Origin of the sequence: Hymenobacter armeniacus, assembly GCF_014699055.1 — a bacterium.
Taxonomy (GTDB): Bacteria; Bacteroidota; Bacteroidia; order Cytophagales; family Hymenobacteraceae; genus Hymenobacter; species Hymenobacter armeniacus.
This window is the reverse complement of sequence record NZ_JACXAC010000002.1, coordinates 383,770-410,059: the sequence shown is the minus strand read 5'-3', so window position 1 is coordinate 410,059 and position 26,290 is coordinate 383,770. Positions and strand designations below refer to the sequence as shown.

Below are 26,290 nucleotides of genomic sequence, written 5' to 3'. Positions count from 1 at the left end.
AGAGATGCGTCGGCATCGCTCAGCATGACGTTCTGAGTACCGTTCATGTAAGAAAACGGAGCGCCTACAGCTTGCGGAAAATCACCGACGTGTTGTGGCCGCCAAACCCGAAGGTGTTGCTCATGGCCACCCGCACGTCGCGCTCTTGCGCCACGTTCGGCGTGAAGTTCAGCGCTTGGTTGATTTCCGGGTCGGGCGTGTGCAGGTTGATGGTGGGGGGCACCACGCCGTGCTGCATGGCCAGCAGGCAAGCCACGGCCTCCACGCCGCCGGCCCCGCCCAGCAGGTGGCCGGTCATGCTCTTGGTCGAGGAGATGTTCAGCTTTTCGGCGTGCTCGCCAAATACCTGCTCAATGGCTTTGATTTCGGCCCCGTCGCCCAGCGGCGTGCTGGTGCCGTGGGTGTTGATGTAGTCCACTTCGGCGGCCGTGATGCCGGCGTCGCGCAGGGCGTTCTGCATCACGAGCACCACGCCGCTGCCCGTGGGGTCGGGCGCGGTGATGTGGTAGGCGTCCGACGACATGCCGCCGCCAATCAGTTCGGCGTACATTTTGGCACCGCGGGCCTTGGCGTGCTCGTACTCTTCGAGCACCAGCGCGCCGGCGCCTTCGCCCAGCACGAAGCCGTCGCGGTCCTTGTCATAAGGCCGCGAGGCCGAAGCCGGGTCGTCGTTGCGCTCGCTCATGGCCTTGAGGGCATTGAAGCCGCCCACGCCCGATTCGGTGATGGCCGCTTCGGAGCCGCCCGTAATCATCACGTCGGCCAGGCCGAGGCGGATGTTGTTGAAAGCCGCGATGATGGAATCGTTCGACGAGGCGCAGGCCGACGTCGTCACGAAATTCGGCCCCCGGAAGCCGTTTTTGATGCTGATGTTGCCCGACGCAGAGTCGGCAATCATGCGCGGTATGAAGAAGGGCGAGTAGCGCGGTGTGCCGTCGCCCCGCTCAAACTGGAAGCATTCTTCCTGCAAGGACTTCAGGCCGCCGATGCCGGAGCCCCAAATCACGCCCACGCGGTCCTTGTTCACGCCGCTTTCCAGCAGGCCCGAGTCGGCGATGGCCTCGTCGGCGGCAATCACGCCAAACTGCGTGAACAGGTCCATTTTGCGGCCCTCTTTGCGGTCGAAGTAGGCGTCCGGATTGTAATCCTTCACCTCGCAGGCAAAGCGGGTTTTGAACTTGCTGGGGTCGAAGCGGGTGATGGTGGCCGCGCCGCTGGCGCCCGCGCGCAGGCCTTCCCAGTAAGCGGGGGCGGTGTTGCCCAGGGGCGTGATGGCCCCGAGGCCGGTAACGACAACCCGTCGGATGGACGTCATACAGAGCAAGCGCCACTGGCGCGAATGATGAAGCGGGATAAAACAGCAAAACCGGCCGGCGGCTAGCCGGCCGGTATGCGCAGAACAGGGGTCACGCCGAACGAAACGAGGAACCGGGGTAAAGGCTACAACTCAAATTGCTCGCAATGCTGGACGGTGACGAAATACTACTTGGCGTGCTCTTCGAGGTAGCTAATGGCTTGGCCCACGGTGCCGATGTTCTCGGCCTGGTCGTCGGGGATGCTCACGTTGAACTCCTTTTCGAACTCCATGATGAGCTCAACGGTATCCAGCGAGTCAGCACCCAGGTCGTTGGTGAAGCTTGCTTCGGGGGTAACCTCCGAGGCTTCAACGCCCAGTTTATCAATAATAATGGCCTTTACTTTTTCTGCGATTTCAGACATTTCCGTGGGGGTTTAAGGAAAACTACGGCACAAAGTAACGAGAGATTTTCCAATGAACCCACGGCCGCGCTTTTCAAATAGGGGTACAACATTATGGCGGCGCGGCTGGCAACCGCCCCGCGCAGGCCGTAGCTTTGCCCTGCCCGCCCGCGGGTGCCCTTTTTGCGGCTGCCATGAAAACCTTCACCCTCGACGTTGACTACGAGTGCGACTTTGCCCTGTTTGGGCTGGTGAGCAGCACCCGCGACTACACCCTGGCCTGGACGCTGAACCGCGCCCTGCGCCTGCGCCTGGTGAAGCAGCCCGAGCTGCTGCTGAACCTGCTCAGCCGCGGCCGGCTCGTGTTCACGCACTACCTGCACGCCACCGAGGCCCTCACCTTCCGGCTGCTGCGCAACCGCTCGGTGGCACCCTCTACGCTCAAAAAGCCCTTTCTGGCGCCCGACATTAAGGAATACGACTACCTGCTGGCCGTCACCAACGGCACCGGGCCGCTGGCCGACCACGAATTGATGGAGCAGCTGGCCGCCCTCGACGCCGTGCAGTACGTGTGTCAGTTTGACCCCAACACGCTCAAGTACAAGGAGAACTTGATTCTGTGAGTTTGGGCCGTCCTGGCCCGCAGCTGCCTGGCTTGTTTAACCGGCAAAGCCTGATAAACGGCATGTGATGAGCAGCCCGGGCGTTGGTCAAAATAGGGACCTTTCCGTATCGGTATCGACATCTTGCCGACAAATGCCCCGCTGGCAATAGGCATTTCAATTTAATTAAACGACTTTTGCCCTGCTGAGCCCTTCCAAACCGGGGCCTGCTTCTTTCAGCGCCTGCTACTTCAGCCGATGTACTGTGGGCAACCTGTCCCCTCCTTTTTTCAGGTGGGGAGTTTTTTTGTACCGACATTTTCGCACTTCGCATGGATAACCATCCTGTTTTCAACAAAACCAAAATCGTGGCCACCGTGGGCCCGGCTTCCAATACCTACGAGCGCCTCGGCATCCTCATCCGCGAGGGCGTGGATGTGTTTCGCCTCAATTTTTCGCACGGCTCCTACGAAGACCACCTGAGCGTAATCAACACCGTGCGCCGCCTGAACAAGGACATGCGCACTTCCGTGGGCTTGCTGCAGGACTTGCAGGGCCCCAAGATTCGCCTGGGCGAAGTAGAAGGCGGCGGCGTCGAAATCAAGGCCGGCGACAAGCTGAAGCTGGTGTGCGGCGAGAAGGAAATCAGCACGGCCACGCGCCTGAGCACCATCTACATGGGCCTGGCCCGCGACGTGAAGGCCGGCGACATGATTCTGATTGACGACGGCAAGATTGAGCTGAAAGTGCTGGCCACCGACCGCGAAACTGAAGTGGACGTGGAAGTGGTGTACGGCGGCCTGGTGAAGCCCCGCAAAGGCATCAACCTGCCCGACTCGGAAGTTTCGGCCCCGAGCATGACGGAGAAGGACATTGAAGACCTGCAGTTTGGCCTGCTGCACGACGTGGACTGGGTGGCGCTGAGCTTTGCCCGCAAAGCCGACGACATTCGCTTCATCAAAAAAATCATTGCCGAAGCCGGCAAAACCACCCGCGTGGTGGCCAAGATTGAAACGCCGGACGGCCTGCGCAACATCGACGAAATCATCGCCATCACCGATGCCGTGATGGTGGCCCGCGGCGACCTCGGCGTGGAGGTGAAGATGGAGGAGGTGCCCATGGCCCAGAAAATGATTATCGCCAAGTGCAACGCGGCCGGCAAGCCCGTCATCGTGGCCACCCAAATGATGGAATCGATGATTACGGCCCCCCGCCCCACCCGCGCCGAAACCAGCGACGTGGCCAACGCCGTGCTCGACGGCGCCGACGCCGTGATGCTCTCCGCCGAAACCGCCGTGGGCGCCTACCCGGCCGAGGTCATCCGCTCGATGGTGGGCACCATCCTGAGCGTGGAAAGCCGCAGCCCGCAGCTCTTCCACAAGTGGTGGCCCATCGACCCGAACGGCCCCAACTTCATGGCCGACAGCGTACTCTCTGCTTCCTGCCACCTGGCCAAAAACACGGGCTCGAAGGCCATCACGGGCATGACGCACCACGGCTACACGGCCTTCCAGCTGGCCAAATACCGCCCGAAGGCGAACATCTTTATTTTCACCGACAACCGCAACCTGCTCACGGCGCTGAGCCTAGTGTGGGGCGTGCGCAGCTTCTACTACGACCGCCTCATCAGCACCGACAGCACCATCACGGACATCCGCTACGTCCTCACCACCACCGGCCACCTCGAAGCCGGCGACGTGTTCATCAACACCGGCTCCATGCCCATCCAGGACAAGGGCAAAGCCAACATGGTGAAAGTGAGCGTGGCCTAAACCCGCGCTGCCAAACGCAAAAAAGCTCCCGTTGCATGAGCAGCGGGGGCTTTTTTATGGGCAAACCCAAGGCTTACTCGTGGGTGAGCTTCCAGGTGGCGGTGGCGCCAGGGCCGCTCAGGTGCAACAGGTAGAGGCCGGCGGGCCGCCCGGCCAGCGGCACGGCCACGGCGGTTTGGCCCGCGGGCACGGGCGCGCTCCACACGGTGCGGCCCAGGGCATCGGTCAAGCGCAAGTGCTGGCCGGCGCGGGCGGGCTGATTCAAGGTAAGCGTAGCGGCGTCGGTAGCCGGGTTGGGGTGCAGCGTGGCTACGGAAGCAGCTTCGGCAGCACGCGTGGGCAGCAGGCTGGCGAAGTTGATAAAGGAGCCGCACACCAGGGGCGTGCCCGTGCTGCGGCGGTAATACACCATGCTGGTTTCGCCGGTGGACACGTCGCCCAGTCCCGGCGCGCCCCCAAACGACTGCTGCCACGCGAATAAGTCCATGCCCAGCGAGTAGGTAGGCGGCGTGGTTGGGCCGCCCGTGCTGTTGACGTACACCCGGGTGTAGGGCAAGTAGTTCCCACTGCTCAAGCAGTCGTTGGCGAAATTGGGCATAATGCCCACGCCCATCAGTTGCCCTTGGCGAAAGGTGAAAACGGGGTCCGGCTTGTATTCGCCGGCTAGCAATGCCAGGGCCGGAAATTGCGGCGAGGCCCCTGTGACGAGCGAAACCGCCATCCGGCGCGTTTGCACCGGCCCAATGGTGACCGATGCCGGAATTCCGCCGCACATAGACCAGCCAAAATTCTCGGAACGCGTCTGTTCGCGGTAAGTAAAAACCAAGCTGTCGGCCCTCTGCTGCCGCGTCAGGATGCGGCGCAGGGTATAAGCATTGGAACAGAAGATGCCGCTTAGGTAGTTGAATGGCTCCCAGTAGTAGCCCATTTCATCGCCGGGCTGCATGGTAAAGAGGGCCAGTGGGCTATACGCCGATTGCAGCAGCGGTGCCGGCAGGGCGGCCATCAGCGGCGCGCTGGTCGGCGTGCCGGTGGCGGCCGCCCCCAGCCACGGCGTGGCTTCTACCAACCCGTGGGTACGGGAGAGCGTGAATGCCACCACCGGCGGCCCGGCGGTGGACGTGCCGTTGCGCAGTTCGATGGTCACCACCGAATCCGGCGTTCCCGCCAGTATAGGGAGCTGGCTTCGGGCCTGCACAATGGCCGTCATCAACGGCGAAGTGCTGGCCACCCACGTTTGCCCCACGCCTGCCCGCGGGTAGATGCGAAGCGCCGTCGCGTTTTGCACGTTGTTTTGGGCGTCGCTTTCCAGTATGTAAAATCCCTGCCCGGGCGTCCAGCGCATGCGCGCACCGAACAGGTTGTTGCGGCTCTTCGCAAATGTGCCCGCGCCGGAAGAGCCAGCCATTCGCCGCATCAATCGGTTGAACGCATATACCGAGTCGCCGGCCGGGGTGGCATAGGCTGAATCGACCCGCAACGTGTGCGTGACGTTGGTGCTGTTGCGTAGCGCGTAGCTGTAAATCATTCCTGGCCGAAATGGCCGCCAAGCCTGCTGAGCATGCACGCCGAAGCCCATGAAAAGGAGCAGCGCCGCCAGCAGCGGCCGCCCCCAAGGGTAGATATGTTTCATAGTAAACCAGCAGCGGTTAGGTAGCAAATAGGCTTATTCGTGGATGAGCTTCCAGGTTGTTGAGAAGCCAGAGCCATTCAAGCTGAGCAGGTAGAAGCCCGCGGGCCGCCCGGAAAGGGGCACCGTTGCCATCGTCTGGCCAGCGGCCACGGGCGCAGTCCACACGGTGCGGCTCAGCGCATCGGTCAGGCGCAACTGCTGGCCGGCGCGGGCGGGCTGGGCCAGCGTGAGCGTGGCTGCATCGGGAGCGGGGTTGGGATACAGCGTGGCCACTGTTGCGGCCTGCGCGGCGCGGGCGGGCAGCAGGCCCGTAAAACTACCGGCCGAGCCACACGTGTAAACCAAACCACTCGGCAGGGTGCGCCGGATGTAGCGCAACCCGAGGTCATACGTCGCCACGTCGCCTACACCGCTGGGGCCGGGAGCCGAAGGGTCGGCAACGGCAAAAGTTTGCTGCCAACCTTGCGAGTCCAGTCCGGGCCGATATTGCCCGGAAACTGCTCCCAGCTGGTTGAGAAACACCCGTTGATACCGAATCTGCAGCGGCACCTGGCACAAGCCGCTCGCGGGCATGCCCATAAGCACTCTTCCCATCACCAGCGGCGCACTCGGGCCCGCATAGGCGGGGCCGTATTCGCCAGCGAGGAGCGGCAGCGCCGCAAATTGCGGCGACTTGCCCGTGCGCAACGAAAAAGCCCAGCGCTTCGACACCACCGGGTCCGTGAAAGGCCCCACGGGGCCGCTGCACTCGGGCATGCCGTACCGCTGCCCCCGGCGCTGCTCCTGCAGCAGAAAAATTAGGCTGTCAGAGGTCAGTTGCCGCGCCGTGATGCGCCGCAGCACCACGCCCTCTTCACAGGGAGAGAACCCAAAATAAAAAGGCTGCCATGCATACCCCAACTCGTCACCGGGCGCCAGGCCAAACAGCGTGGTGGGATAGTAAGGCGACTGCGCCAGCGTTTGCGGCACCTGCGCAGCCCGCCACTGCGCCGTGCCGCTGCCCAGCGCCAACCACTGCGGCCCCTCCAGCAGGCCAAAACGCCGGCTTATCCGCAGCACCGGCCCCGTGCTCAGGGTGATGGTGGCCACCGTGTCGGGCTGGCCGTTCACCGTTTGTGGGCCGCGGCTGCTCAGCGTGGCCATCACGGCAGCGCCGCTGGCCAGCCACGTGCTGCCCACGGCGGCCCGCGGGAGCAGGCGCAGCGCGGCGCCGGCTTGCGCCGTGCCCTCGGTCAGGGTTTCCAGCACATACTCCGAGGACCCCGGGTGCCACACCAGTCGCTGTCCGAAAAGATTGTTACGGCTTTTGCGGAATATAGACGCGCCGTTGTCCGGCACTTTACCCGTCACGTCGCGCATCACGCGGTTGAAGGCCCAGGCCGAGTCCCCGGCGGCCGTTACATAAGCCGAATCAAGCTTTAGGGTGTAGGCTGTGCCCGTGGTCGCGACCGGACTAAAGGTGTAAATCAACCCCGGCCGAAACGGGCGCCACGCCTGCTGCGCCTGCGCGCCAAATCCAATAAAAACCAACAACGCGGCCAGCAGCGGCCGCGCCAACGGGTAAAGGTGTTTCATACTCAGGGTAGCTTGACGTGGAACAGTGCCCGTAAGGTACGCCACCTGAGCATTTTACCAAGCGTACGACCCGGCCAAACGCAAGAAGCCCCGCTCGTTGCCGAGCGGGGCTTCTGTGATGAGCGCGAGACCAGGCCTTGGGGCGGCGCAGCCTGGCCTCGCTAAACTCGTAGTCGCACTAGAGCGCGTTAACGAGCTTTGTCAGCTTGCTTTTGTTGTTAGCAGCTTTGTTCTTGTGGATGATGTTCTTCTTGGCCAAACGGTCCAGCATCGACGTCACCTTTTTCAGCAGCTCCTGGGCAACCGTTTTGTCGGTGGCTTCGCGCAGGCGCTTGATGGCCGTGCGGGTGGATTTGTGCTGGTAACGGTTCAACACGCGCTTGGCTTCGTTGCTGCGGATGCGTTTGAGGGCCGACTTATGGTTTGCCATGAGCAGGAAATATAGGGGAGCGTTATGCTTGAGTTCTGTGTTTGGGAGGGCAAAGGTACAAAGCCCCCCGACAAATTCAAACCATCCGGCCAAAAATCTTGAGTGAAAGCTTATTCGAAGTTGCCGACTGCAGACCAAAATCAGGTTTTAAACTGTTTCTACTCATATCCGCTTCGCCTTGGTGCCCCTAAATTAGTATGCATGCCGATGAAGTGAGAACTTTACGTTCCATTCCATCCAGCGCGCTGTTTATCCTCTTTCAATTTATCCACTTATCCGCGCCATGCCCCTCGTTGCTGAGTCTCGCTATCAGCCGCCGTTCTATCTATTCAACGGCCACCTGCAAACCATCGTGCCCAGCCTGTGGCGCACCGTGCCCGACGTGGCGTACCAGCGCGAACGCCTGGAATTGCCCGACGGCGACTTCCTGAACCTGGACTGGAGCCGCCTGCCCGAAATGCGCCCCACCGACGGCCTCGCCATCGTGTCGCACGGCCTAGAGGGCGACGCGTCGCGGCCTTACGTGCGCGGCATGGTGCGCGCCCTCAACCGCGCCGGCCTCGACGCGCTGGCTTGGAACTACCGCAGCTGCGGCGGCGAAATGAACCGCCTGCTCCGCTCCTACCACCTCGGCGACACCGACGACCTGGATGCCGTGCTGCGCCACGCCCTGGCCAGCGGGCGCTACCGGCGGGCCTACCTGTTGGGCTTCTCGGCCGGCGGCAACGTCACCTTGAAATACCTGGGCGAGGACGCTGGCCGCGTGCCCGCCCAGGTGCAGCGGGCGGCCGTGTTCTCGGTGCCCACCGATTTGCGGGCCAGCTCCATCCACATTGGCCGGCCCCAAAACCAGGTGTACATGCGCCGCTTCCTGAAATCGCTGCGCCAGAAAATTCGCGACAAGGCCGCCCTGATGCCGGGCGAGGTAGACCTGGAGGGCTTGGAGTCGCTGCGCAATTTTCCGCAGTTCGACGACAAATACACCGCGCCCATGCACGGCTTCGACTCGGCCGATGCCTACTACCAGCACGCCAGCTCTGGCCGCTACCTGAGCGGCATCCGGGTGCCCACGCTACTGGTGAATGCCCAGAACGACCCGTTTCTGCCGGCTTCGTGCTTCCCTAGGGAGGTGGCCGAGCAGTCGCCCTACGTATTTCTGGAAACGCCTCCGGACGGCGGACACGTGGGCTTTGCGGAGAGCAACGGCGAGTATTATTCCGAACGTCGCGCGGTGGAGTTTCTCACGGCGGAGGTGCCGGCGTAACAATTAAGCCCTGTCACTCACATCTGGCGTCCGCGCAGCGAAGGCAGTTCTCACGTTGAAAGTCCACCTGTGAAAAGGCCCTTCGCTGCACCTAGGACGATAGATGGGTCCCCTTATTTCGCAGGCACGAAAACGACCTTCTTCGTTTCGAAAAACTCTTCCTCGAAAAAGCTGCTCAAATCCGTGATTTTGGCTTTCAGGCCGGATTCGGCAATTTCTTCGGTCAGGTCGCCGCCTTTCAAATAATAAAGGCCGGCGCCGGGCACGCCCTGGGGCTTGAAGCGGTGGGCAATCCAGGGGTGGAAGGTGGCGAGGCGGGCCACGGCGCGGCTCACCACGTAGTCGTATTTGGTGCGGAGCTGCTCGGCGCGGGTTTGCTCGGCCGTCACGTTGTGCAGGCCCAAAGCGGCCGCCATGAACTGCACGGCCCGGATTTTCTTGCCGATGCTGTCGACGAGGTGAAAATGCACGTCCGGGAACATGATGGCCAGCGGCAGGCCGGGCAGGCCGCCGCCGGTGCCCACGTCGAGCACGGCGCTGCCTTTGGGAAACTGAATGACTTTGGCAATGCCCAGCGAGTGCAGCACGTGGCGCTCCACGAAATTGTCCATGTCGGTGCGCGACACGAGGTTGATGGCTTCGTTGGTGGCCCGAAACTCGGTTTCAAGCTGCTGAAATAGCTGAAGCTGCTGGGGCGTGAGCGCGGGGAAGTAGTGCGGCAAAAGATTCATGGGTGCAAAGGTGCACGGTTTGGGGGTTTTGCCACGACACGAAACGGTCATGCTCATCTGGCGTCCTTTTTTTATCGTTCAATACCACAACCCAACAAAAAAGCCCCGACTCGCATCGGGGCTTTTTCACAACTTAAATAATCTGCTTGGTGTGCTTCACCATGTCATAGAGCAGCTCGCGGGCGCGGTGCAGCTGGGCTTTCACGGTGCCGAGCGGGGCTTTGAGCTCGGTGGCAATTTCTTCGTAACTGAGCTCGTCGAAATAGCGCAGGCTCACGAGGCGCTGGTATTTGTCGGGCAGGCGGGCCACGACGTGGCGCATGATTTCGATTTTCTGGTTGCGCACGGCGTGCTCGGCCGGGTTCAGGTCGTTGTCGCGGAAATCGATGGTGATTTCGTCGCCGTTGTCGACCTTGATGGCCGAGTCAATCGACATGGTTTTGATTTTATTCTTGCGAATAAAATCAATGCAGTTATTGGTGGCAATGCGGAACAGCCAGGTGCTGAAAGCATATTCCGGGTTGAATTTGTGCAGGTTGCGAAACGCTTTGGCGAAGGCTTCGATGGTGAGGTCTTCGGCGTCGTCCTGGTTGCGCACCATCTTGAGCACCACGTGGTACACGGGCTTCTTGTAGATGTGCATCAGCTCGGCATACGCCTTTTCATCGCCGTTGTCCACCGCGGCCCGAATCAACTTGAAGTCGTGCTTGGCTTTGGCGGAAAACTGCTTTTGAATATCTTGATTGTTTACTTCCATCGAAGGGTGCGGTTGAGGAATAGCGAGATTCCCAGGGCAAGGTATTGGAAAAAATAAACCACGTCGAGCACGGGTAGCAACCCGACGATTACGGGCTGGCCCAGGCGGCTACTCAAACGGGCATACACCGCACCCATGAACAAAGTTCGGAGGGCGTATACCACCGCCAAAGGTACCCAATTGTTTGAAGAAAATGCTAGCGCGACCGTAGCGAAGTAGAACAACACGTTTGCCGCCACGAACGTGCCAATGCGCAACCGGTCGGCCAGGCGGTAGGCCCGGCCGGCCGACAAATGCCGCCGTTTCTGGTGCCACCACGCGCGCCAGGTGGCCGCGGGCTCGCTCAGGGTGTGGGCGCTGGGGTCGGCCACCACGGTGATGCGCTGGCCGTAGCGCACGGCGTCCTGCACCAGCAGGTCGTCGTCGCCGGAGAGCAGGCGCATATGCGAGGCAAAGCCTTTGGTGGCGTTGAAGCAGGCCCGCGTGTAGGCCAGGTTGCGGCCCACGCCCATGTAGGGCCAGCCGCGCCAGGCAAAGCTGAGGTACTGCGCGGCGGTGAGCAGCGTTTCGTAGCGAATGAGGTGGTTGAGAAAGCCGGGGGCCGCGGCGTAGGCCGAAAACCCGAGCACCACGTCGGCCCCGCTGCCGTGCGCAAAGCCGCGCTGCATGAGGCGCAGCCACTGGTTGGTGGCCGGAATGCAGTCGGCGTCGATGAACAGCAGGCGGGCGTAGCGGGTGGTTTTGACGCCCAGGGTGAGGGCGTATTTCTTGGGGGCGAAGCCGCGGGGCGTGCGGGCCACGCTCACGAGGCGCACTTTCTCGTGGTAATACTGGGCCAGCTGCTGGGCATATAAGTACGTGTCGTCGTCGCTGCGGTCGTCGATGAGCACAATTTCGAAGCCGGCCGGGTAATCTTGCTGCAAGAGCAGGGGCAGCAGGCGGCGCAGGTTGTCGAGCTCGTTGTGGGCGCACACCACGATGGAAACCGGCTCGGCATCCGGCCCGGGCGCGTCGGCCGGGGCCTCGGCGGGGCGGCTGGCAAACGGCCAGAAGAAATACCCGGCGTACATGAGCTGCACCACTCCGCACGCCACGAGCAGCCAGAAAAACGGGGAAGTGGGTATGGGTATCTGCAACGGAACGACGGGCGTGAAGGGGCCGGCAAAAGTACGGGACGCCGGGCGGCTGGGCTACCTTTGTGGTTGCTTATGACTTTTGACCTTCTCGCCCAAGACCCGGGCACCAAAGCCCGCGCCGGCCGCCTCGAAACCGCCCACGGCACCATCGAAACGCCCATCTTTATGCCCGTGGGCACGGCCGGCACCGTGAAAGCGGTGTCGCAAAGCACGCTCAAGGAAGACATCAACGCCCAGATTATTCTCGGCAACACCTACCACCTCTACCTGCGGCCGGGGCTCGACGTGCTGCGCGCGGCCGGCGGCCTGCACCGGTTCAACGGCTGGGACCGGCCCATTCTGACCGACTCGGGCGGCTACCAGGTGTATTCGCTGAGCAACACCCGGAAGATTAAGGAAGAGGGCGTGAAATTCCGCTCGCACGTGGACGGCAGCCAGCATTTGTTCTCGCCGGAGGGCGTGATGGACATTCAGCGCGTCATCGGGGCCGACATCATCATGGCGTTTGACGAGTGCACACCCTGGCCCTGCGAGTACGACTACGCCGCCCGCTCCCTCGACATGACGCACCGCTGGCTCCGGCGCTGTATCCAGCGCTTCGACAGCACCGAAGGGCTTTACGGCTACGAGCAGAACCTTTTCCCCATTGTGCAGGGCAGCACCTTCCGGGATTTGCGCATCAAGTCGGCCGAGTTCATTGCCGAGCAGGGCCGGGCCGGCAACGCCATTGGCGGGCTGAGCGTGGGCGAGCCCGCCGAGCTGATGTACGAAATGACCGAGCTGGTGTGCGACATCCTGCCCAAAGACAAGCCGCGCTACCTCATGGGCGTGGGCACGCCGGCCAACATCCTGGAAAACATTGCCCTGGGCGTCGACATGTTCGACTGCGTGATGCCGACCCGCAACGCCCGCAACGGCATGCTGTTCACCACGCAGGGCATCGTGAACATCACCAACAAGAAGTGGGAAACCGACTTCTCGCCCCTCGACCCCGAACTTGGCGGGCACGCCAGCACGTTCTATAGCCGCTCCTACGTGCGGCACCTGTTCCAGTGCAAGGAAATGCTGGGCCCGCAAATTGCTTCGGCCCACAACCTGGCCTTCTACCTGTGGCTGGTGAAGGAAGCCCGCAAGGAAATCCTGGCCGGCACGTTTGGCCCCTGGAAAGACCGCATGGTGAAACAGGTAATGACGCGTTTATAAAAGCAGTTAACAATTAACAGTGAGCCGTTATCCGTTACGTTCTGCATTGCTCACTGTTCACTGCCAACTGTTCACTGACTTAAAATGAACATCCTCGATAAATACATCATCAAGAAGTTTCTGGCCGCGTTTTTCTTCTCGGTGGTGATACTCGTGTCGGTGATTTGCGTGATTGATTTCACCGAAAAAAACGATGACTTTATCCAGCACAATTTGTCGATGGGGAAAATCATTTTCGGCTATTACATCTACCTGTTTCCGTATTTCGCCAACCTGCTTTCGCCCATCACCATTTTCATCGCCGTGGTGTTTGTGACGGCGCAGCTGGCGGCGCGCACCGAGATTGTGGCCATTCTGGCCAGCGGCGTCAGCTTCAAGCGGCTGATGCTGCCCTACGCCATGGGCGGGGCGGTGGTGGGGCTGCTCATTTTTGGGCTTATTGGCTGGGTGCTGCCCATCGGCAACAAGTCGCGGGTGGCGTTTGAGCGGGCGTATATCAAGCTGCCATTTCGGTTTCAGGGGCGCAACGTGCACATTAAGATTGGGCCGAAAAGCTACGTGTACATGGAGAGCTACGACAACACGAGCAACGTGGGCTTTCATTTTGCCCTCGAAACCGTGGACGGCACCGTGCTGCGCCGCCGCCTGACGGCCGATGCCATCAACTGGGATTCGACCAAGCACATGTGGCACTTGTCGCCGCAGCTGGTGCGCACCTTCCGCGGGCCGCAGGACGAAACCCTGCAAACCCTGCCTGCCCGCGACACCACCATGAACCTGCGCACCGAGGACTTCGCCAGCAACTACAAGCTGGCCGAAACCCTTACCCTGCCGCAGCTCAACGCCTACATCAAAGACAAAATAGAGCGCGGCGCCGACGACACCCAGCTCTACATGAGCGAGAAATACGAGCGGTATGCCTACCCGTTTTCCATCATCATCCTGACGCTGATTGGCGTGACGTTGAGCGCCCGAAAATCCAGGGCCGGCGTGGGCGGGCAGATTGCGCTGGGGTTCGTGCTGGCCTTCATATTCATCATTTTCGTGATGCTGAGCCGCAACCTGGCCCAGGTGGGCAGCCTCTCGCCGCTGGTGGCGGCCTGGGTTCCCAGCACGGTGTTCAGCGTCATCGGGCTGGCGCTGTACCGGTTTGTGCCGAAGTAGTATCTGGCGCAAGCAGGCAAGGTGTTGGGCGGTCATGCAAAGCGCAGCGAAGCATCTCGCGTGCCACCGCTAATTCGGTTGATTGTTGCTCCGAGCGAGATGCTTCGCTGCGCTCTGCATGACGTTCTGTTTGCTTACCTTCTATGCTTCGCGACTACCTCAAGCTCCATTTCATTGTGCTCCTGTGGGGCTTCACGGCCATACTGGGCAAGCTCATTGCGCTGCCGTCGGTGGAGCTGGTGTTTTGGCGCACGCTGCTGGCGGCCACGGGGCTAGCCGTGCTGTTGGGCGCGCGGCGCATGCCCTGGCGCATTCCGGCGGGGCAGGTGGTGCGCCTGCTGGCGGTGGGCGCGCTGGTGGCCACGCACTGGATTACCTTTTTTCTGGCGGCCCGGCTGTCGTCGGTGAGCGTGTGCCTGGCGGGCCTGGCCACGCTGGCCTTGTGGACCTCGCTATTGGAGCCACTGCTGCTCTGGCGTCGGGTGCGCGGCTACGAGGTAGGACTGGGGCTCATCACCATGGTGGGCTTGTACCTGGTAAGCCAGGCCGAACTCGACCAGCTGCTGGGCCTGGGTGTTGCGGTGTTGTCGGCGGGCTTGTCGGCGCTATTTAGCGTGCTGAACTCGAAGCTGATAAAGCAGCACCCGCCGCTGCGGCTCACGTTTTATGAGATGCTGGGGGCCTGCCTGAGCATTGCGGTGTTCTTTCCCATCTACAGCCGTTTTTTTACGGAAGGCAAGGGCCTGCAGCTGGCCTGGCACGGCCAAGACTGGCTGTGGCTGGGCCTGCTGGCGGGCGTGTGCACGGTGTATGCTTTCTCCACCTCGGTGGAGTTGATGAAGCGCCTCTCCCCATTCGCCGTGAACCTGACCATCAACCTCGAGCCGGTGTACGGCATTGCCATGGCGGCGGGCATCTACTGGCTGCACACCAAGGGCCTGCTGCACGCCCCGCAGTTCAACGGGGAGCGCATGAGCACGGGCTTCTACGTGGGCACGTTGCTCATCGTGCTCAGCGTGCTCATCCACCCGCTGGTGGCGCGGCTGATGAAGGACAAAGAGCCGGATTTGGAGCCGGCCATGCCAGTTTAGAGCACGCCCTGCCACACAGTATACTCGGCCGGCCACGCCATCGGCGCGGGCTGCGCGCCTGCGGGCCACAGCCCGTACACCGCCGAGCCCGAGCCCGATAGGCTGGCGTACGTAGCGCCGGCCTCGTAAAGCCGCTGCTTGATGTCGGCCAGGGCCGGGTACGTTGGCGCCAGGGCCGTTTCAAAATCATTGCTGACGGTGTCGCGCCAGGTGCTCATTGGCTGCGCCAGGGCTTCGCGCAGCGGAAATTTCGGCGCCTGCGGCACAATGCGGGCGTACGCCTCGGCCGTGCCAATGTGCAGCCCCGGGTACACCACCACGCACGTCAGGCCGGACAGGCTGAGGTCAATTTCCTCGAAAATGTCGCCTTTCTCCACGGCCAGCACGGGCTGGTTGCGAATGAAGAATGCGCAGTCGGAGCCCAGCCGACGGGCGTAGCTTTCCAGGGCTTCGGGCATGAGTGCCAGGTTAAACAGCTCGTTGGTGGCCTTCAGGGCGAACGCGGCATCGGCCGAGCCGCCGCCCAGGCCGGCCCCGATGGGCACCACCTTGTGCAGGTAGAGCTGCGCGGGCGGCAGCTGCGGAAAATCGGCCTGCAACAGTTCGTAGGCCCGCACGCAGAGGTTGGTGGCCGGGTCGCCGGGAATGGGGCGGCCGGTGAGCGTGATGCTGGTGGGCTGGCCCGGCGCGGCCGGCAGGATTTCCAGCGCATCGGTCCAGGGCAGCGGTACAAACACCGATTCGAGGCGGTGGAAGCCATCGGGCCGGCGCTGGGTGACGTAGAGGCCGAGGTTGAGCTTGGCGTTGGGGAAAACGAGCATGAGGACAGCGCAAGCCAAAGCCTGCGACGCAAAGTTACTTTTGCGCTGTGCCCACTCCCGATTCTTTTTACGCCCGCCACGGCAAGCGCTGGCTCGACGTAGCCATTGCCTTGCCGCTGCTACTGCTGACGCTGCCGCTGCTGCTGGGCGGGGCCGCCGTGGCCGCGGCCCAAAACCGGGGGCGCTGGCTGTTGCGGCAGGTGCGGCCGGGCTGGCACGGGCGCCTGTTCACACTCTACAAGCTCCAGACCATGACCGACGCGCGCGACGCCACCGGCCAGCTGCTGCCCGATGCCGCGCGCCTGCCCGCCACGGGCCGCTGGCTGCGCGCTACTTCGCTCGATGAGCTGCCCCAGCTCTGGAACATCCTGCGCGGCGACCTCAGCCTGGTGGGCCCGCGCCCGCTGCTGCCCGAGTACTTGCCCCTCTACACGCCCACCCAGGCCCGCCGCCACGAGGCGCGACCCGGCCTCACGGGCTGGGCGCAGGTGAACGGCCGCAATGCCATCAGTTGGGAAGAAAAATTTGCCTTCGACGTGTGGTACGTCGACAACCTGTCGTGGCGGCTGGACCTGACCATTTTGTGGCGCACGGGCGGGCGCGTGCTGCGCGGCAGCGGCGTGGCCACGCCGGGCCAGGCCACTACCCTGGCCTTCCGGGGCACGCCCCCGCCCCCGGTTTCCCCGTAGATAGCCCCCTATGACCACCTTGTTTTTCTCAGACTACGAAGCCGGCGAAACCGGCGCCCCCCTCGTCATATTCGGAGCCGGCGGGCTGGGCCGTGAAGTGCTGTTGCTGATTCGGCAGCTCAACGCCTCGCACCCCACCTGGGACGTGCGGGGCTTCTACGACGACGTGGCACCGGCAACGCCCACCCTGGCCGGCCTCCCCTACCTGGGCACCAGCGCCGACCTCAACGCCACCGCCGAGCCGTTGGCCGTGGCCGTGGCCGTGGGCAGCTCGGCCAGCCGGGCCGCCGTGGTAAGCCGCCTTAGCTCTCCCCACCTGTCGTTTCCGGCGTTGGTGCACCCGCAAGTGGTGCTGGGCCCCGAGCAGCGCATTGCGCTGGGCGAGGGCTGCCTCGTGCAACAAGGCTGCATCCTGACCTGCGACATTTCGCTGGGCCGCTTCGTGCTGCTCAACCTGGGCTGCACCGTGGGCCACGACGCCGTGCTGGAAGATTTTTGCTCCCTGATGCCGCACGCCAACGTGAGCGGCGCCGCCCGGCTGGCCGCTGGCTGCTACCTGGGCACCAACGCCACGGTGATTCAGGGCGTGCGCGTGGGAGAGGGCAGCATAGTGGGAGCCGGGGCCGTGGTGGTGCGCGACCTGCCGCCCCACGTGACGGCCGTGGGCGTGCCGGCGCGGGCCCTCAAGGTGGAAGATAAATAACCTGCTGGAACCAGAATGCCATGCCGGCCGCGCCTACCATGACGTTCTTTGCAACCCTTAAGCAACAGCATGCGCAGCCAAGACTACGACCGCCTTTACCTTTCCCCGCCCCACCTCGGCCGGCACGAGCTGAACTACGTGCACAAGGCCATTGAAGACAACTGGGTGGCGCCGGCCGGGCCCAACCTGGCGGGGTTTGAGGCCGACATCTGCGCGGCCGTGGGCGTACCCTACTGCGTGGCGCTGAGCTCGGGCACGGCCGCCATTCACCTGGGGCTGATTTTGCTGGGCGTGGGGCCGGGCGATGAGGTGCTGTGCCCCTCGTTCACCTTCGTGGCCACGGCCAACCCCGTGGTGTACCTGGGGGCTACCCCGGTGTTTGTCGACAGCGAGCCCGACACCTGGAACCTGTGCCCGGAGCGCCTGCGCGAGGCCATTGTGGACCGCATCAGCAAAGGCAAAAAGCCCAAGGCGCTCATCGTGGTGCACCTCTACGGTATGCCGGCCAAGCTGCCCGAAATTCTGGCGGTGGCCAAAGAATTCGACATCCCCATTCTGGAAGACGCCGCCGAAGCGCTGGGCTCTGAGTGGCAGCAGCAGCCGCTGGGTGGCTTCGGGCGGGTGGGCGTGTTTTCCTTCAATGGCAACAAGATTCTGACCACCAGCGGCGGCGGCGCCCTCGTCACCTACGACCGCGCGCTGGCCGAGAAGGCCCGCTTTCTCGCCACCCAGGCCAAGGACGACGCGCCTCATTACCAGCACTCCCAAACCGGCTACAATTACCGCCTCAGCAACATTCTGGCGGGCATTGGCCGCGGCCAGATGGAGTTGCTGGAGGAGCGGGTGAAGCGCCGCCGCCAGATTTTCGACTGGTACCGCGAGCACCTCTCCCGCCTGCCCGGCATCACGGTGGCCCTGGCGCCGGAGCCAGCCGGCAGCCGCTCCAACCGCTGGCTCACCACCCTTCTGGTGAACCCCGCCGACCCGGACGCCGACGCGCCCGCCCGCCCCGTCACGCCCGAAACCCTGCGCCTGCACCTGGAAACGCGCAACATCGAGAGCCGGCCGCTGTGGAAGCCCCTGCACCTGCAGCCGATCTTTGCCAGCGCGCCCGTGTACGGCGGCGCCGTGTGCGCCGACCTCTTTGCCCGCGGCCTGTGCCTGCCCAGCGGCACGGCCATGGGCGAAGGCGAGCTGCGCCGGGTGAAGGAAGCGCTGACCGAGGCGCTGGGGTAGCCGCTGATACCGTCGGCTAACCCTCCTTTGAGGAAGCGTAGGCGGTTGTTGGCTGGAGTTTACGAAACTCATCCCTACCAGCCATTTCGTAAACCGTGAATCGTAGACGGGTTTCGTAAACTTGGTTTGCGCTACAGGGGCCAGTTGGCCAAGAGATATAGAGCTAGTTCTTTTCGTTCACGGAAAGGAGCCTTTAAATAACCGTTAAGGCCCCTGCTTTACGGGTGGAGCGCAAGGGCCATCCAGACAATCCACCCCAGCACCCCGACCGTCGTGATTTTTTGCAGCAGCGGTAAAAACCAGAGGGCGTACCCGGTGTAGTAGATGACATTGTTGGCGGCAATCAGCACGGCGCAGGCCGCTCCCCACCCCAACAGGAAACGGGCCCGCCGCTGGTGCAACCCCCAAAAGGTGGCCAGCAACGTAACCAAGCCCAAGACGCTGGCAATCGTCGTGGCCACGTCATGATAGGCCGTGGCCAAAAATCCAGCGGTCAGCAGGGCCAGCGTGCCCGTCCCGCGAACTAAGGCCGCGCCGCGGGGACCGAAGAGCAACCAAGCGGGCAGTTGCCACCAAAACAGGCCCAAGGAAAGGCATAAGACGCCCATTGCGGCCAGGGCAACGGCTCGCGCCGCGTTGGGGGCGCCGTTCAGGGCGCGTTCGTTGAGCAGGTTGCACCAATAGTTGTGCAGCCAGCTAAAGCCCGGGGCCGCGGGGTCGGCCGGGGAACCGCCGGGGTAGCGTTGCGCGGCCAAGACATACAACGCGGCAAATACCCCGATGCCGACCACCGGCACCAAGTACAGGCGCCGGGCAAGGGCCCCGGGGGCAACCGCGAACAAGGACTGGGTGAACGTTTTCATAATGGCTCTAAATGTATCACCCCGCGGCAGGACCGCCGCCCTCGTTGTGCGGAACGGGAAACGAAAAGCCCAAGCCCGTGTTCGCCACCGACGTCATGACAAAGGGAACAGCACCCGATTTGCCTCCGGTCCAGATTCGGTTCAGCCAAAGGGTCTATTTTCTATTCCGCCTTTTCTGTAAGAAGTAACGCGTGCGGTGCCTTCTTACTCGCTACGAATGCCACGAGTCGCCCGGATGCGCAGCCATACGCCACCAGGTTTCAGCGGCAACACGCACTGCCACCACCCGCAGTGCCCGGCCGGTACTCGCGGCGGGCTTCAGGAGTTGCCGAAGGGCCGCACGAGTACTTGCAAAGCATTTCCCGATTTTCCAGAACCGGGCAACGAGGACTCGCGGGGCATTTCCGGTGTTTCGGAACCGGGCCGCGCGCCCTCGTTGCCCGCTTCCGGCAACGCCAAAGGCCCCCGCGAGTCCTCGCGGAGGCCTTGCGAATGGACCGGCAGCGGCCGGTGAGCTCGCGCTAGGGCTGGACGGGCGAGGGACCGGCCGCGGCTTTCTTTTTGGCCTTGGGCAGCTTGGCCGCCGAGAAATCGAAGAAGCTGTACACCTTCTCGGCGTCGTCGTACTTGAGTTCCAGCTGGGCCTTGAAGCGGCGCTGGGCGCGGGCAATGGCGGCGCGGTCGTCGGCCAGCTCCAGGCGGGCGTCGGCGATGGTGGCGGCCCGGGCGTCGCGGGCGGCATCGGCGGCGACCAGGGCGGCGTACCGGGCCTGGGCGCCGGCGGCCACCTCGGCGGGCAAGGCGGCTTGCTGGGCCCGGTACAGGGCCACGAGGGCCTGCGACGCGGTGAACAGCTCGGGCTGGGCCAGCTCGGCCAGCCGGCTCTTGCCAAACTTCTTGAAGTCGGCGTAGACGGGCAGCTTGCGGAGCTTGGGCGTGACGTGGTCCTTCATGGCGTCGTCCACGAACAGCAGCCACTCGGCGCGGGCCTGGCGGAAGGCGTCGGTGCCCCCGGCCGTGGGCTGGTTGCGGTCGGTCAGGTTTTCGTCGAAGCCGGCAATGGCGGTTTCCAGCTCGGCCAGCAGCGGGGCAAACGCGGCGCCGAGGGCGGCCTCGCGGCCGGCCCGCAGGGCGTATTCGGCCTGGGCCTTGTAGGCGGGCCGCGCCATGCGCAAGGCCAGGAAGGGGTTGTCAAAATAGGTAGAGTACGCGCCTTGCATGGGGGAAGAAAAAAGAGAAAACGGTAGACCGCGGAAGTGGTCACGCGCTGACTATCAGCGGCGGCGTAAGAGTAGCGCTTTTTTGTTTACCAACCTAGCGCACACCGTAGCACGGTGTTTGCCGTTAAAGGGGCATCCATCTTTTTATTTCCATGAAAAACCTTCGCCTTTTCGCGGCCCTCCTGCTGGCCCTGCCGCTGGCCGCCGCCGCCCAGACCACGCCCACCAAAACCACCACCACGCCGGCCCCGGCCAGCACTCCCGCCACGGTGCCCCCCGGCATGCAGCCCCAAACCGAAGTAACCGAAGACCTGGACCCGGCCACCGGCAAAGTCATTCGGCGCACCACGCGCACCATTTACGTGCCGGCGGGCACCGCCGCGCCGTCGTCCACGACCACCAAAACCACCACGTCCAGCCCCACCACGGCCGACGTGCCCGCTGGGCCGGCCACCGATGCCCAGGTAACCACGTTCCTGCGCAAGAAAACCACGGTTTCCACCCTCACCACCACCGGCCTGCTTGACGCCTACAGCCGCTTCATGGACCGCGTGCACAGCGACCGTTCGGGCTGGAACGCCGCCGACTGGGCCAACGCCTCGGCCGTGCTCAGCCGCCTCAACGGGCGCTACGAGCAGCTCCGGGGCAGCTTTTCGTTCGATGACAAGGTGAACATTCGTGCGCAGCAGGCCGAGTACCAGGCCCTGCGCACCGGCCGCCAAATTTCCGAGCAAGTGTCGGACAAGCTGTAAGAAAACGCCGCAACGCCTCCGTGGCTTATTGCCGAATGGCTATTTACCTAAAAGGCCCCTGTGTACGCACAGGGGCCTTTTTTATTTTCCTTAGTGGTGGTGGTGCTCCTCCTCGGGCGGCGGGGGCAGCTCGGCCGCGGCGCGGTAGAGCAGGGCCGTGGGCACGCGCGGGTAGTGGTGGTGCAGGTGATGAAAGGCAAACGAGGCCGTGATGGGCGTCCAGGCCTGGGCCAGGGCCGCGGCCGTGCGCGCTGCCGGGTTGCGCGACGACACGTGGTGCGGCACGTACGACGCCCAGATGGGCATCGTCGCGCTCATCACAAACGCCACGCCCCAGTACACCAGCCCCACCAGCGAGCCCGTGGCCCAGTACAGGACCACAAAAGCCAGCAGCAACGCCAGCGTCAGCCCGGTTTCGATGAGCTGAATGCGGCGCGTATTCGGAGCAATGCGCAACGACTCGCGGCGCAGCATGAGCGTGTGCCAGGGCCCTTGCCACAGCACCCGCGAGAAGCTCCAAGTGGCCGGCGCGCCTTCGGGGTCGGCTTCGGTGAGGCAGCGGCCGTGGTGGCGCAGGTGCGTCACCTGCAAGCCGTGGCCGCTTTTGAGGATGAGCAGCCCGGCCAGGGTCAGCACTCGCTCGTTGGCGGGCTTGGGCAGGCCCAGGGAATTGTGCATGGCGTCGTGCATCATCACAAAAGCGGCCAGGCACACCACGGCGGCCAGCGGCACGGCCAGCCACCACCAGCCGGCCAGCGCGCAGCCCACGTACAGGGCCAGCAGCACCCAGGGCCGAGCCAGTTCCACGCGCCGCTGGGCAGGAGTGAGTTCGAGTTTCATGGAATTGAATGAAGTTTATTCCCGGGCTTCGTACCGCAGGGGCAAGGCATGCGCCGGAATGTGTTCCGGGGCCACGCTGCGCCAGGTAGCATGAAACGAACCCGTATAGCCAAACAGCTTGCCCAGCACCGGGTTGCGCACCACCACCTCAATGCGGTAGCAGCCGGCGGCATCGTCGTACCACTCTTCCACATCGGCCAGCGCCGCCAGCACGCCGGGCAACCGGAAGGCCACCCATCCTTCGCGGAAGCGCTGCGCGCCCGAGCGCAGCCGCAGCCCGCCCCGCTCGGTCACGGCCATGTCAATGTCCACGGCCACGTGTTGGTGGGTGCCCAGGTAGTCCACAATCGACTGGCGGGCGGCGCTGCGAATCATCGTTGCGTCGAAGCACCGGGTGTGCTCCGGGAAATGAAAGCGCCGAATCCAGGTCACGGTTTCGCGGCCCAAGGGGTCTTGGTACGCGTAGTTTTCGATGCGAAACGGCACATTATGCCCCGTCTCGGGGAAGGTGATGTGGCGCGCCAGGCCCGCTCGCAAAAACGGCTGCGTGAAAAACGGCCCGTGCCACACCCGTTCCATCACGCCCTCGCCCACAAACGCGCGATGGTCGCCGCTGCTAAAGCCCAGCCGCTCCTGAATGCGCGGGTGCAGCTTCTCAAAATCGGCGCCCAGCTGCTGCTGATAGATGGAAGACATGGCAGGAAACGTAGTGAATGTTAAGCAGTGGCTACGGGAGCTTCCCGCGGCACGCTCGCGGCAGTGCGCTGGCCTTCGGGCGGCCGGCGCAGGCACCGCGTGGCGCTGGGCACCAGCTCCGTCGGAATCAGCAGCGCCACCGCGGCCAGCGCCACCAGTGCCAGGTTCAGGGTGAGCGGGTTGAAAGGCGCCACAAATACGGCCGGCTGGCTGAATAGCGCCCCCGCGCCCAGTACCACCAGCCCCAGCATGTGCAGCCAGTACACCGGCCCCAGTCGCTGCAACGGCAGCACCCAAAACAGCAACCCGAACAAGATTTCGCCCACGCCCACCGCCGAGGCCACGCTGTGCGCCGCGCCCGCCGAAAAGCCTGCGCCCTGCAGAATGCTCAACTCGCCCGTGTCCGGGCACAGCAGCTTGGGCACCACGCCCTGATACATCCACACAAAACCCAGCGTAAACCGCACCAGGGCCATTATCAGCGCCAAGGCCCGCGACACGGCCGGCCGCTGCCCCTGCTCCAGCCACAGCCGCAGGCTGTCGAAGCTCCAGGCAGTGGCCCAACCGATGAGCGGCCGAAACACCAGCCGGTCGAGCCACTCCCCCACCGCGCCAAAGCGCGTCTGGTAGTCATAGCGCGTAAAAAACCGCAGGCCGTCCTCCGTTGGCACGTACTTCCAGAAGCCCGCGCCCTCCCGAATCAGCGACACCTTTTCATCGGACCAAAATTTGAGCACCGAGGTCCGTTCTCCGTTCTTTTCCTTCGTGCCGAGGCTTTCGCCGCAGCCGGCCACGCCCAGCCCAAACCCAATGCGCGTGGTGTACAGAAACTGCTGCGGCTCGGCCTCCGACGGGCGCGGCAGGTACTCAATTTCGGTGAAGCGCAGGTCCCACTGCTGGTGCAGCTCGGGCTGCTGGGTGTGCGCCCAGAGCTGCTCCATGGAGCAGCGAATCCGAGCTTCTACGTAAATCGACGGCCTCTTCATTTGTTATATTGAAGGTAGGCAGGAAGTGCCGGGCACCCAAGCGTTTCGGGCACCAGCGGCGGAATAAAACGCGTGAATTTTTACTCTAATGCCTGGGCCAGGTCGGCCAGCAGCTCTTCCACGGGCTCGATGCCCACGCTCAGGCGCACCAGCCCCACGGTAATGCCCAGCTCGGCCCGCTGCGCCTCGGTCAGGGCCCGGTGCGAGGTGGTGAGCGGGTGCGAGCACGACGAGTCCACGCCCGCCAGCGAAGGCGCGAACGGAAACCGCTGGCTGCGCTGCATGAAGCGGTTTATCACCGCCGCGTCGTCGGCCAGCCGAAACGACATCATGCCGCCAAACCGGCCACCGCCCTGGGCCAGCGCCAGCGCGTGCTGCGGGTGCGTGGGCAGCCCCGGGTAATACACCGCCTCCACGGCCGGGTGCTCGTCCAGAAACTCGGCCACCAGCCAGGCATTTTCGCTGTGGGCCGCCATGCGCAGGCGCAGGGTTTTGAGACCGCGCACGCTCAGCCAGCTTTCCATGGGGCTCAGGGTGAGGCCGTACACCGTACCAATTTGGCGCAGGCGGGCGGCGTCCTCCGTCGTGCGGGCCACCACGGCCCCGGCCGTCACGTCGGAGTGGCCGGCCAGGTATTTGGTCACGCTGTGCATCACCAGGTCGGCGCCATAGGCCAGCGGCTTGGTGAGTACGGGCGAGGCAAACGTGTTGTCGACCACCAGCTTCAGCCCGTGCGCGTGGCATTCGGTGGCAACGCGGGCCACGTCCACCACGCGCAGCAGCGGGTTGCTCATGGTTTCGCAGAGCAGCAGCCGGGTAGCCAGCGTCACGTGGGTCTTCAGGTCGTACAGCTCCTCAAACGGCACGTAGCTCACCGTGATGCCCAGCCGCGCCAGTTCCAGGTTCAGCAGCGCCGCCGAGCCGCCGTAGATGTCGGCCGCGCACAGCACGTGGTCGCCGGCCCGGCAATACGTCATCAAGGCCGCGAAAATGGCGGCCATGCCCGAGCCCGTGGCCACCGCCCCGGCGCCGCCCTCCCAGCGGCTCACGGCCTCGGCCAGTTCGTCGGAGTTGGGGTTGCCGTTGCGCGAGTACATGTAGCGGCTCTGCGGGTCGTCGATGTACTCCTGGATGGCGTTCAAATCCTCAAACTTGAAAACCGAGGTTTGGTAGATGGGGGTGACTTTGGGATGAATAGTCGAAAGGTCCATGGGTGGGATGAGAGGCGTTAGGCCGCAAAGGTCGGCACAACCCCGGCTTTACACTTCCCCCGCCGCGGCCTTGTTCGTGGCCCGGTTTTCGCGCCGAAACACCTCCATCAGCACCAGGAAGTACGACACCAGCAGCGGCCCCACCACCAGCCCTATCAGCCCAAAAATCTCCACGCCCAGCACCAGTCCCACCAGCGTCACCAGCGGGTGAATGTCGCCCATGCGCTTAGCCAGCACGATGCGCAGCAGGTTGTCGACGTTGATAATGACGACGAAGCCCACCAGCAGAATGCCGATGGCCTGCCCGTTGTGCCCCTGCGAAAACTGATATAGCGCCGCCGGCCCCCACACCAGCGGCGTGCCCAGCACCGGCAAAAACGCCATAAAAAAGGCCACCACGCCCCAAAACAGCGCATCGGGCACGCCAAATATCCACAGCGTAAGGCCCGTCAGAATGCTTTGCACCAGCGCCACCACCACCTGCCCCAGCACGTTGGCGTTCACGTTGTTTTTCAGCGACTCGCCCAGCTCCTTCAGCGTCTCGTTGCGGAACGGCAGGTAGCGGTGCAGGCCCAGCAGAAAGTAGGTTTCCTGCATAAACATGTAGTACATCGTGAACAGCATCAGGCCCACGATGACCAGAAAGTTGAGCGCGCTGCTCGCCAGCGTGGGCAGCCAGCCACTCACCTTGGCCCCGCCCTGCAGCAGCACCTGCCGCACGTTGAACTGCTCAGCTATCTTGAAGCCGATGGCCCGTTCCACCTTGTGCACCACTTCCAGAATCTGCTCCGGGTTCTGCGCAAACTGTATCAACCGGTCAAGCAGCAGCGAGCTCAGGGCGTAGAACGGAATCACGAGCACCACCACCGTCACCAGCAGCAGCAGGATGGTGACCAGCCGGCGGTTCCAGCGCCGCTTGTGCACCAGCGCCACCCACCACGGCCGAAACACCACAAACAGAATGCCCGCCGCCAGGAAAGCCGTGAGGTACTGCGCCAGCCCAACCACCATCAGGCCCGCCAGGCCCAGCAGCGAGGCCACCAGCAACACGTAGCGCTGGCGGTGGGTGTAAATGTTCTCGACGGCAATAAAGGGTTCAGAGGGTTTGTGCATAGCGGCGCAATTACGTCAGCATAGAATATTGCCTATACGCGTCAGCCAGAGTTTGGCCGCCACGCCGCACAAAAAAAGCCGTTTCTGCGGTGCAGAAACGGCTT

Annotated in this window: 26 protein-coding genes; 10 read left to right on the top strand and 16 right to left on the bottom strand. The window is 63.5% G+C overall.

The genetic code is table 11. The annotated features are described in order from the left end of the window. Positions 1–64: 64 nt before the first annotated feature. Entirely contained in the window at positions 65–1,315 is a 1,251-nt protein-coding gene (gene fabF / locus IC234_RS06205) for a beta-ketoacyl-ACP synthase II (RefSeq protein ID WP_190922985.1), read from the bottom strand. A gap of 167 nt (positions 1,316–1,482) precedes the next feature. Continuing rightward, entirely contained in the window at positions 1,483–1,719 is a 237-nt protein-coding gene (locus IC234_RS06200) for an acyl carrier protein (protein WP_019948606.1), read from the bottom strand. 173 nt (positions 1,720–1,892) lie between these two features. On the opposite strand from IC234_RS06200, the gene IC234_RS06195 reads away from it, so the two are divergent. Both IC234_RS06195 and pyk read left to right on the top strand, forming a co-directional pair. Further along, the gene (locus tag IC234_RS06195; RefSeq protein WP_190922984.1) at positions 1,893–2,321 is read left to right on the top strand and encodes an IPExxxVDY family protein; all 429 of its coding nucleotides are present in this window, start codon (positions 1,893–1,895) and stop codon (positions 2,319–2,321) included. A 311-nt stretch (positions 2,322–2,632) separates the two neighbouring features. After that, on the top strand, positions 2,633–4,072 hold the full coding sequence (gene pyk, locus IC234_RS06190; protein WP_190922983.1) for a pyruvate kinase: 1,440 nt from the start codon (positions 2,633–2,635) through the stop codon (positions 4,070–4,072). Positions 4,073–4,145: 73 nt separating this feature from the next. On the opposite strand, the gene IC234_RS06185 is transcribed toward pyk, so the two are convergent. From IC234_RS06185 to rpsT, 3 genes are all read right to left on the bottom strand, one after another. Continuing rightward, positions 4,146–5,705 (bottom strand): T9SS type A sorting domain-containing protein, encoded by a 1,560-nt coding sequence (locus IC234_RS06185; protein WP_190922982.1) that lies wholly within the window; start codon positions 5,703–5,705, stop codon positions 4,146–4,148. A 33-nt stretch (positions 5,706–5,738) separates the two neighbouring features. Continuing rightward, on the bottom strand, positions 5,739–7,280 hold the full coding sequence (locus IC234_RS06180) for a T9SS type A sorting domain-containing protein (RefSeq protein WP_190922981.1): 1,542 nt from the start codon (positions 7,278–7,280) through the stop codon (positions 5,739–5,741). Positions 7,281–7,458: 178 nt separating this feature from the next. Then, positions 7,459–7,710, bottom strand: a complete 252-nt coding sequence (gene rpsT, locus IC234_RS06175; protein ID WP_190922980.1) for a 30S ribosomal protein S20 — start codon at positions 7,708–7,710, stop codon at positions 7,459–7,461. A gap of 283 nt (positions 7,711–7,993) precedes the next feature. On the opposite strand from rpsT, the gene IC234_RS06170 reads away from it, so the two are divergent. After that, a complete protein-coding gene (locus IC234_RS06170; protein WP_190922979.1) occupies positions 7,994–8,974 on the top strand; it encodes a YheT family hydrolase in 981 nt (326 codons plus the stop codon). A gap of 113 nt (positions 8,975–9,087) precedes the next feature. Here the strand turns inward: IC234_RS06170 and rsmG are convergent, their stop codons facing one another. The 3 genes from rsmG to IC234_RS06155 form a co-directional block, all read right to left on the bottom strand. After that, on the bottom strand, positions 9,088–9,705 hold the full coding sequence (gene rsmG / locus IC234_RS06165) for a 16S rRNA (guanine(527)-N(7))-methyltransferase RsmG (RefSeq protein WP_190922978.1): 618 nt from the start codon (positions 9,703–9,705) through the stop codon (positions 9,088–9,090). A 133-nt stretch (positions 9,706–9,838) separates the two neighbouring features. Beyond that, positions 9,839–10,462 carry an RNA polymerase sigma factor gene (locus IC234_RS06160; RefSeq protein WP_190922977.1) on the bottom strand — a complete coding sequence of 208 codons (624 nt, stop codon included), beginning with the start codon at positions 10,460–10,462 and terminating at the stop codon, positions 9,839–9,841. Further along, complete coding sequence (locus tag IC234_RS06155) at positions 10,453–11,598, bottom strand: glycosyltransferase (protein ID WP_190922976.1); 1,146 nt, start codon at positions 11,596–11,598, stop codon at positions 10,453–10,455. The genes IC234_RS06160 and IC234_RS06155 overlap by 10 nt, the downstream gene beginning before the upstream one ends. Before the next feature lie 72 nt (positions 11,599–11,670). On the opposite strand from IC234_RS06155, the gene tgt reads away from it, so the two are divergent. The 3 genes from tgt (at position 11,671) to IC234_RS06140 (ending at position 15,056) form a co-directional block, all read left to right on the top strand. Beyond that, positions 11,671–12,801: a tRNA guanosine(34) transglycosylase Tgt gene (tgt, locus tag IC234_RS06150; protein WP_190922975.1), complete on the top strand. Its 1,131-nt coding sequence runs from the start codon at positions 11,671–11,673 to the stop codon at positions 12,799–12,801. A gap of 84 nt (positions 12,802–12,885) precedes the next feature. Then, positions 12,886–13,965, top strand: a complete 1,080-nt coding sequence (locus tag IC234_RS06145) for an LptF/LptG family permease (RefSeq protein ID WP_190922974.1) — start codon at positions 12,886–12,888, stop codon at positions 13,963–13,965. Positions 13,966–14,108: 143 nt separating this feature from the next. Continuing rightward, entirely contained in the window at positions 14,109–15,056 is a 948-nt protein-coding gene (locus IC234_RS06140) for a DMT family transporter (protein WP_190922973.1), read from the top strand. On the opposite strand, the gene ispE is transcribed toward IC234_RS06140, so the two are convergent. Further along, positions 15,053–15,877, bottom strand: coding sequence for a 4-(cytidine 5'-diphospho)-2-C-methyl-D-erythritol kinase (gene ispE, locus IC234_RS06135; protein ID WP_190922972.1), 825 nt, complete (start codon positions 15,875–15,877; stop codon positions 15,053–15,055). The genes IC234_RS06140 and ispE overlap by 4 nt on opposite strands. A gap of 47 nt (positions 15,878–15,924) precedes the next feature. Between ispE and IC234_RS06130 the strand changes: the two genes are divergently transcribed. The 3 genes from IC234_RS06130 (at position 15,925) to IC234_RS06120 (ending at position 18,505) form a co-directional block, all read left to right on the top strand. Then, positions 15,925–16,566 carry a sugar transferase gene (locus IC234_RS06130; protein ID WP_190922971.1) on the top strand — a complete coding sequence of 214 codons (642 nt, stop codon included), beginning with the start codon at positions 15,925–15,927 and terminating at the stop codon, positions 16,564–16,566. A gap of 10 nt (positions 16,567–16,576) precedes the next feature. After that, complete coding sequence (locus tag IC234_RS06125) at positions 16,577–17,269, top strand: acetyltransferase (protein ID WP_190922970.1); 693 nt, start codon at positions 16,577–16,579, stop codon at positions 17,267–17,269. Between the two features lie 69 nt (positions 17,270–17,338). Next, positions 17,339–18,505 (top strand): DegT/DnrJ/EryC1/StrS family aminotransferase, encoded by a 1,167-nt coding sequence (locus tag IC234_RS06120; RefSeq protein WP_190922969.1) that lies wholly within the window; start codon positions 17,339–17,341, stop codon positions 18,503–18,505. A 218-nt stretch (positions 18,506–18,723) separates the two neighbouring features. Here IC234_RS06120 and IC234_RS06115 read toward each other — a convergent pair whose 3' ends face one another. Both IC234_RS06115 and IC234_RS06110 read right to left on the bottom strand, forming a co-directional pair. After that, a complete protein-coding gene (locus IC234_RS06115) occupies positions 18,724–19,368 on the bottom strand; it encodes a hypothetical protein (protein ID WP_190922968.1) in 645 nt (214 codons plus the stop codon). A 521-nt stretch (positions 19,369–19,889) separates the two neighbouring features. Further along, entirely contained in the window at positions 19,890–20,588 is a 699-nt protein-coding gene (locus IC234_RS06110; protein WP_190922967.1) for a hypothetical protein, read from the bottom strand. 152 nt (positions 20,589–20,740) lie between these two features. Here IC234_RS06110 and IC234_RS06105 point away from each other — a divergent pair, with 152 nt between their 5' ends. Further along, complete coding sequence (locus tag IC234_RS06105) at positions 20,741–21,340, top strand: hypothetical protein (RefSeq protein WP_190922966.1); 600 nt, start codon at positions 20,741–20,743, stop codon at positions 21,338–21,340. Between the two features lie 90 nt (positions 21,341–21,430). On the opposite strand, the gene IC234_RS06100 is transcribed toward IC234_RS06105, so the two are convergent. From IC234_RS06100 to IC234_RS06080, 5 genes are all read right to left on the bottom strand, one after another. Continuing rightward, complete coding sequence (locus IC234_RS06100) at positions 21,431–22,180, bottom strand: fatty acid desaturase (RefSeq protein WP_190922965.1); 750 nt, start codon at positions 22,178–22,180, stop codon at positions 21,431–21,433. A gap of 15 nt (positions 22,181–22,195) precedes the next feature. Then, a complete protein-coding gene (locus tag IC234_RS06095) occupies positions 22,196–22,876 on the bottom strand; it encodes a DUF4166 domain-containing protein (protein WP_190922964.1) in 681 nt (226 codons plus the stop codon). A gap of 20 nt (positions 22,877–22,896) precedes the next feature. Then, positions 22,897–23,817, bottom strand: coding sequence for a DoxX-like family protein (locus IC234_RS06090; protein WP_223827515.1), 921 nt, complete (start codon positions 23,815–23,817; stop codon positions 22,897–22,899). 125 nt (positions 23,818–23,942) lie between these two features. Then, positions 23,943–25,073, bottom strand: coding sequence for a trans-sulfuration enzyme family protein (locus IC234_RS06085; RefSeq protein WP_190922962.1), 1,131 nt, complete (start codon positions 25,071–25,073; stop codon positions 23,943–23,945). Positions 25,074–25,121: 48 nt separating this feature from the next. Then, complete coding sequence (locus IC234_RS06080; protein ID WP_190922961.1) at positions 25,122–26,186, bottom strand: AI-2E family transporter; 1,065 nt, start codon at positions 26,184–26,186, stop codon at positions 25,122–25,124. Positions 26,187–26,290: the final 104 nt, after the last annotated feature.

Bases quoted from the DNA above. Each gene is read 5' to 3' on its own strand.
- fabF (WP_190922985.1), bottom strand. From the start codon at position 1,315: ATGACGTCCATCCGACGGGTTGTCGTTACCGGCCTCGGGGCCATCACG.
- IC234_RS06200 (WP_019948606.1), bottom strand. From the start codon at position 1,719: ATGTCTGAAATCGCAGAAAAAGTAAAGGCCATTATTATTGATAAACTG.
- IC234_RS06195 (WP_190922984.1), top strand. From the start codon at position 1,893: ATGAAAACCTTCACCCTCGACGTTGACTACGAGTGCGACTTTGCCCTG.
- pyk (WP_190922983.1), top strand. From the start codon at position 2,633: ATGGATAACCATCCTGTTTTCAACAAAACCAAAATCGTGGCCACCGTG.
- IC234_RS06185 (WP_190922982.1), bottom strand. From the start codon at position 5,705: ATGAAACATATCTACCCTTGGGGGCGGCCGCTGCTGGCGGCGCTGCTC.
- IC234_RS06180 (WP_190922981.1), bottom strand. From the start codon at position 7,280: ATGAAACACCTTTACCCGTTGGCGCGGCCGCTGCTGGCCGCGTTGTTG.
- rpsT (WP_190922980.1), bottom strand. From the start codon at position 7,710: ATGGCAAACCATAAGTCGGCCCTCAAACGCATCCGCAGCAACGAAGCC.
- IC234_RS06170 (WP_190922979.1), top strand. From the start codon at position 7,994: ATGCCCCTCGTTGCTGAGTCTCGCTATCAGCCGCCGTTCTATCTATTC.
- rsmG (WP_190922978.1), bottom strand. From the start codon at position 9,705: ATGAATCTTTTGCCGCACTACTTCCCCGCGCTCACGCCCCAGCAGCTT.
- IC234_RS06160 (WP_190922977.1), bottom strand. From the start codon at position 10,462: ATGGAAGTAAACAATCAAGATATTCAAAAGCAGTTTTCCGCCAAAGCC.
- tgt (WP_190922975.1), top strand. From the start codon at position 11,671: ATGACTTTTGACCTTCTCGCCCAAGACCCGGGCACCAAAGCCCGCGCC.
- IC234_RS06145 (WP_190922974.1), top strand. From the start codon at position 12,886: ATGAACATCCTCGATAAATACATCATCAAGAAGTTTCTGGCCGCGTTT.
- IC234_RS06140 (WP_190922973.1), top strand. From the start codon at position 14,109: ATGCTTCGCGACTACCTCAAGCTCCATTTCATTGTGCTCCTGTGGGGC.
- ispE (WP_190922972.1), bottom strand. From the start codon at position 15,877: ATGCTCGTTTTCCCCAACGCCAAGCTCAACCTCGGCCTCTACGTCACC.
- IC234_RS06125 (WP_190922970.1), top strand. From the start codon at position 16,577: ATGACCACCTTGTTTTTCTCAGACTACGAAGCCGGCGAAACCGGCGCC.
- IC234_RS06120 (WP_190922969.1), top strand. From the start codon at position 17,339: ATGCGCAGCCAAGACTACGACCGCCTTTACCTTTCCCCGCCCCACCTC.
- IC234_RS06115 (WP_190922968.1), bottom strand. From the start codon at position 19,368: ATGAAAACGTTCACCCAGTCCTTGTTCGCGGTTGCCCCCGGGGCCCTT.
- IC234_RS06110 (WP_190922967.1), bottom strand. From the start codon at position 20,588: ATGCAAGGCGCGTACTCTACCTATTTTGACAACCCCTTCCTGGCCTTG.
- IC234_RS06105 (WP_190922966.1), top strand. From the start codon at position 20,741: ATGAAAAACCTTCGCCTTTTCGCGGCCCTCCTGCTGGCCCTGCCGCTG.
- IC234_RS06100 (WP_190922965.1), bottom strand. From the start codon at position 22,180: ATGAAACTCGAACTCACTCCTGCCCAGCGGCGCGTGGAACTGGCTCGG.
- IC234_RS06095 (WP_190922964.1), bottom strand. From the start codon at position 22,876: ATGTCTTCCATCTATCAGCAGCAGCTGGGCGCCGATTTTGAGAAGCTG.
- IC234_RS06090 (WP_223827515.1), bottom strand. From the start codon at position 23,817: ATGGAGCAGCTCTGGGCGCACACCCAGCAGCCCGAGCTGCACCAGCAG.
- IC234_RS06085 (WP_190922962.1), bottom strand. From the start codon at position 25,073: ATGGACCTTTCGACTATTCATCCCAAAGTCACCCCCATCTACCAAACC.
- IC234_RS06080 (WP_190922961.1), bottom strand. From the start codon at position 26,186: ATGCACAAACCCTCTGAACCCTTTATTGCCGTCGAGAACATTTACACC.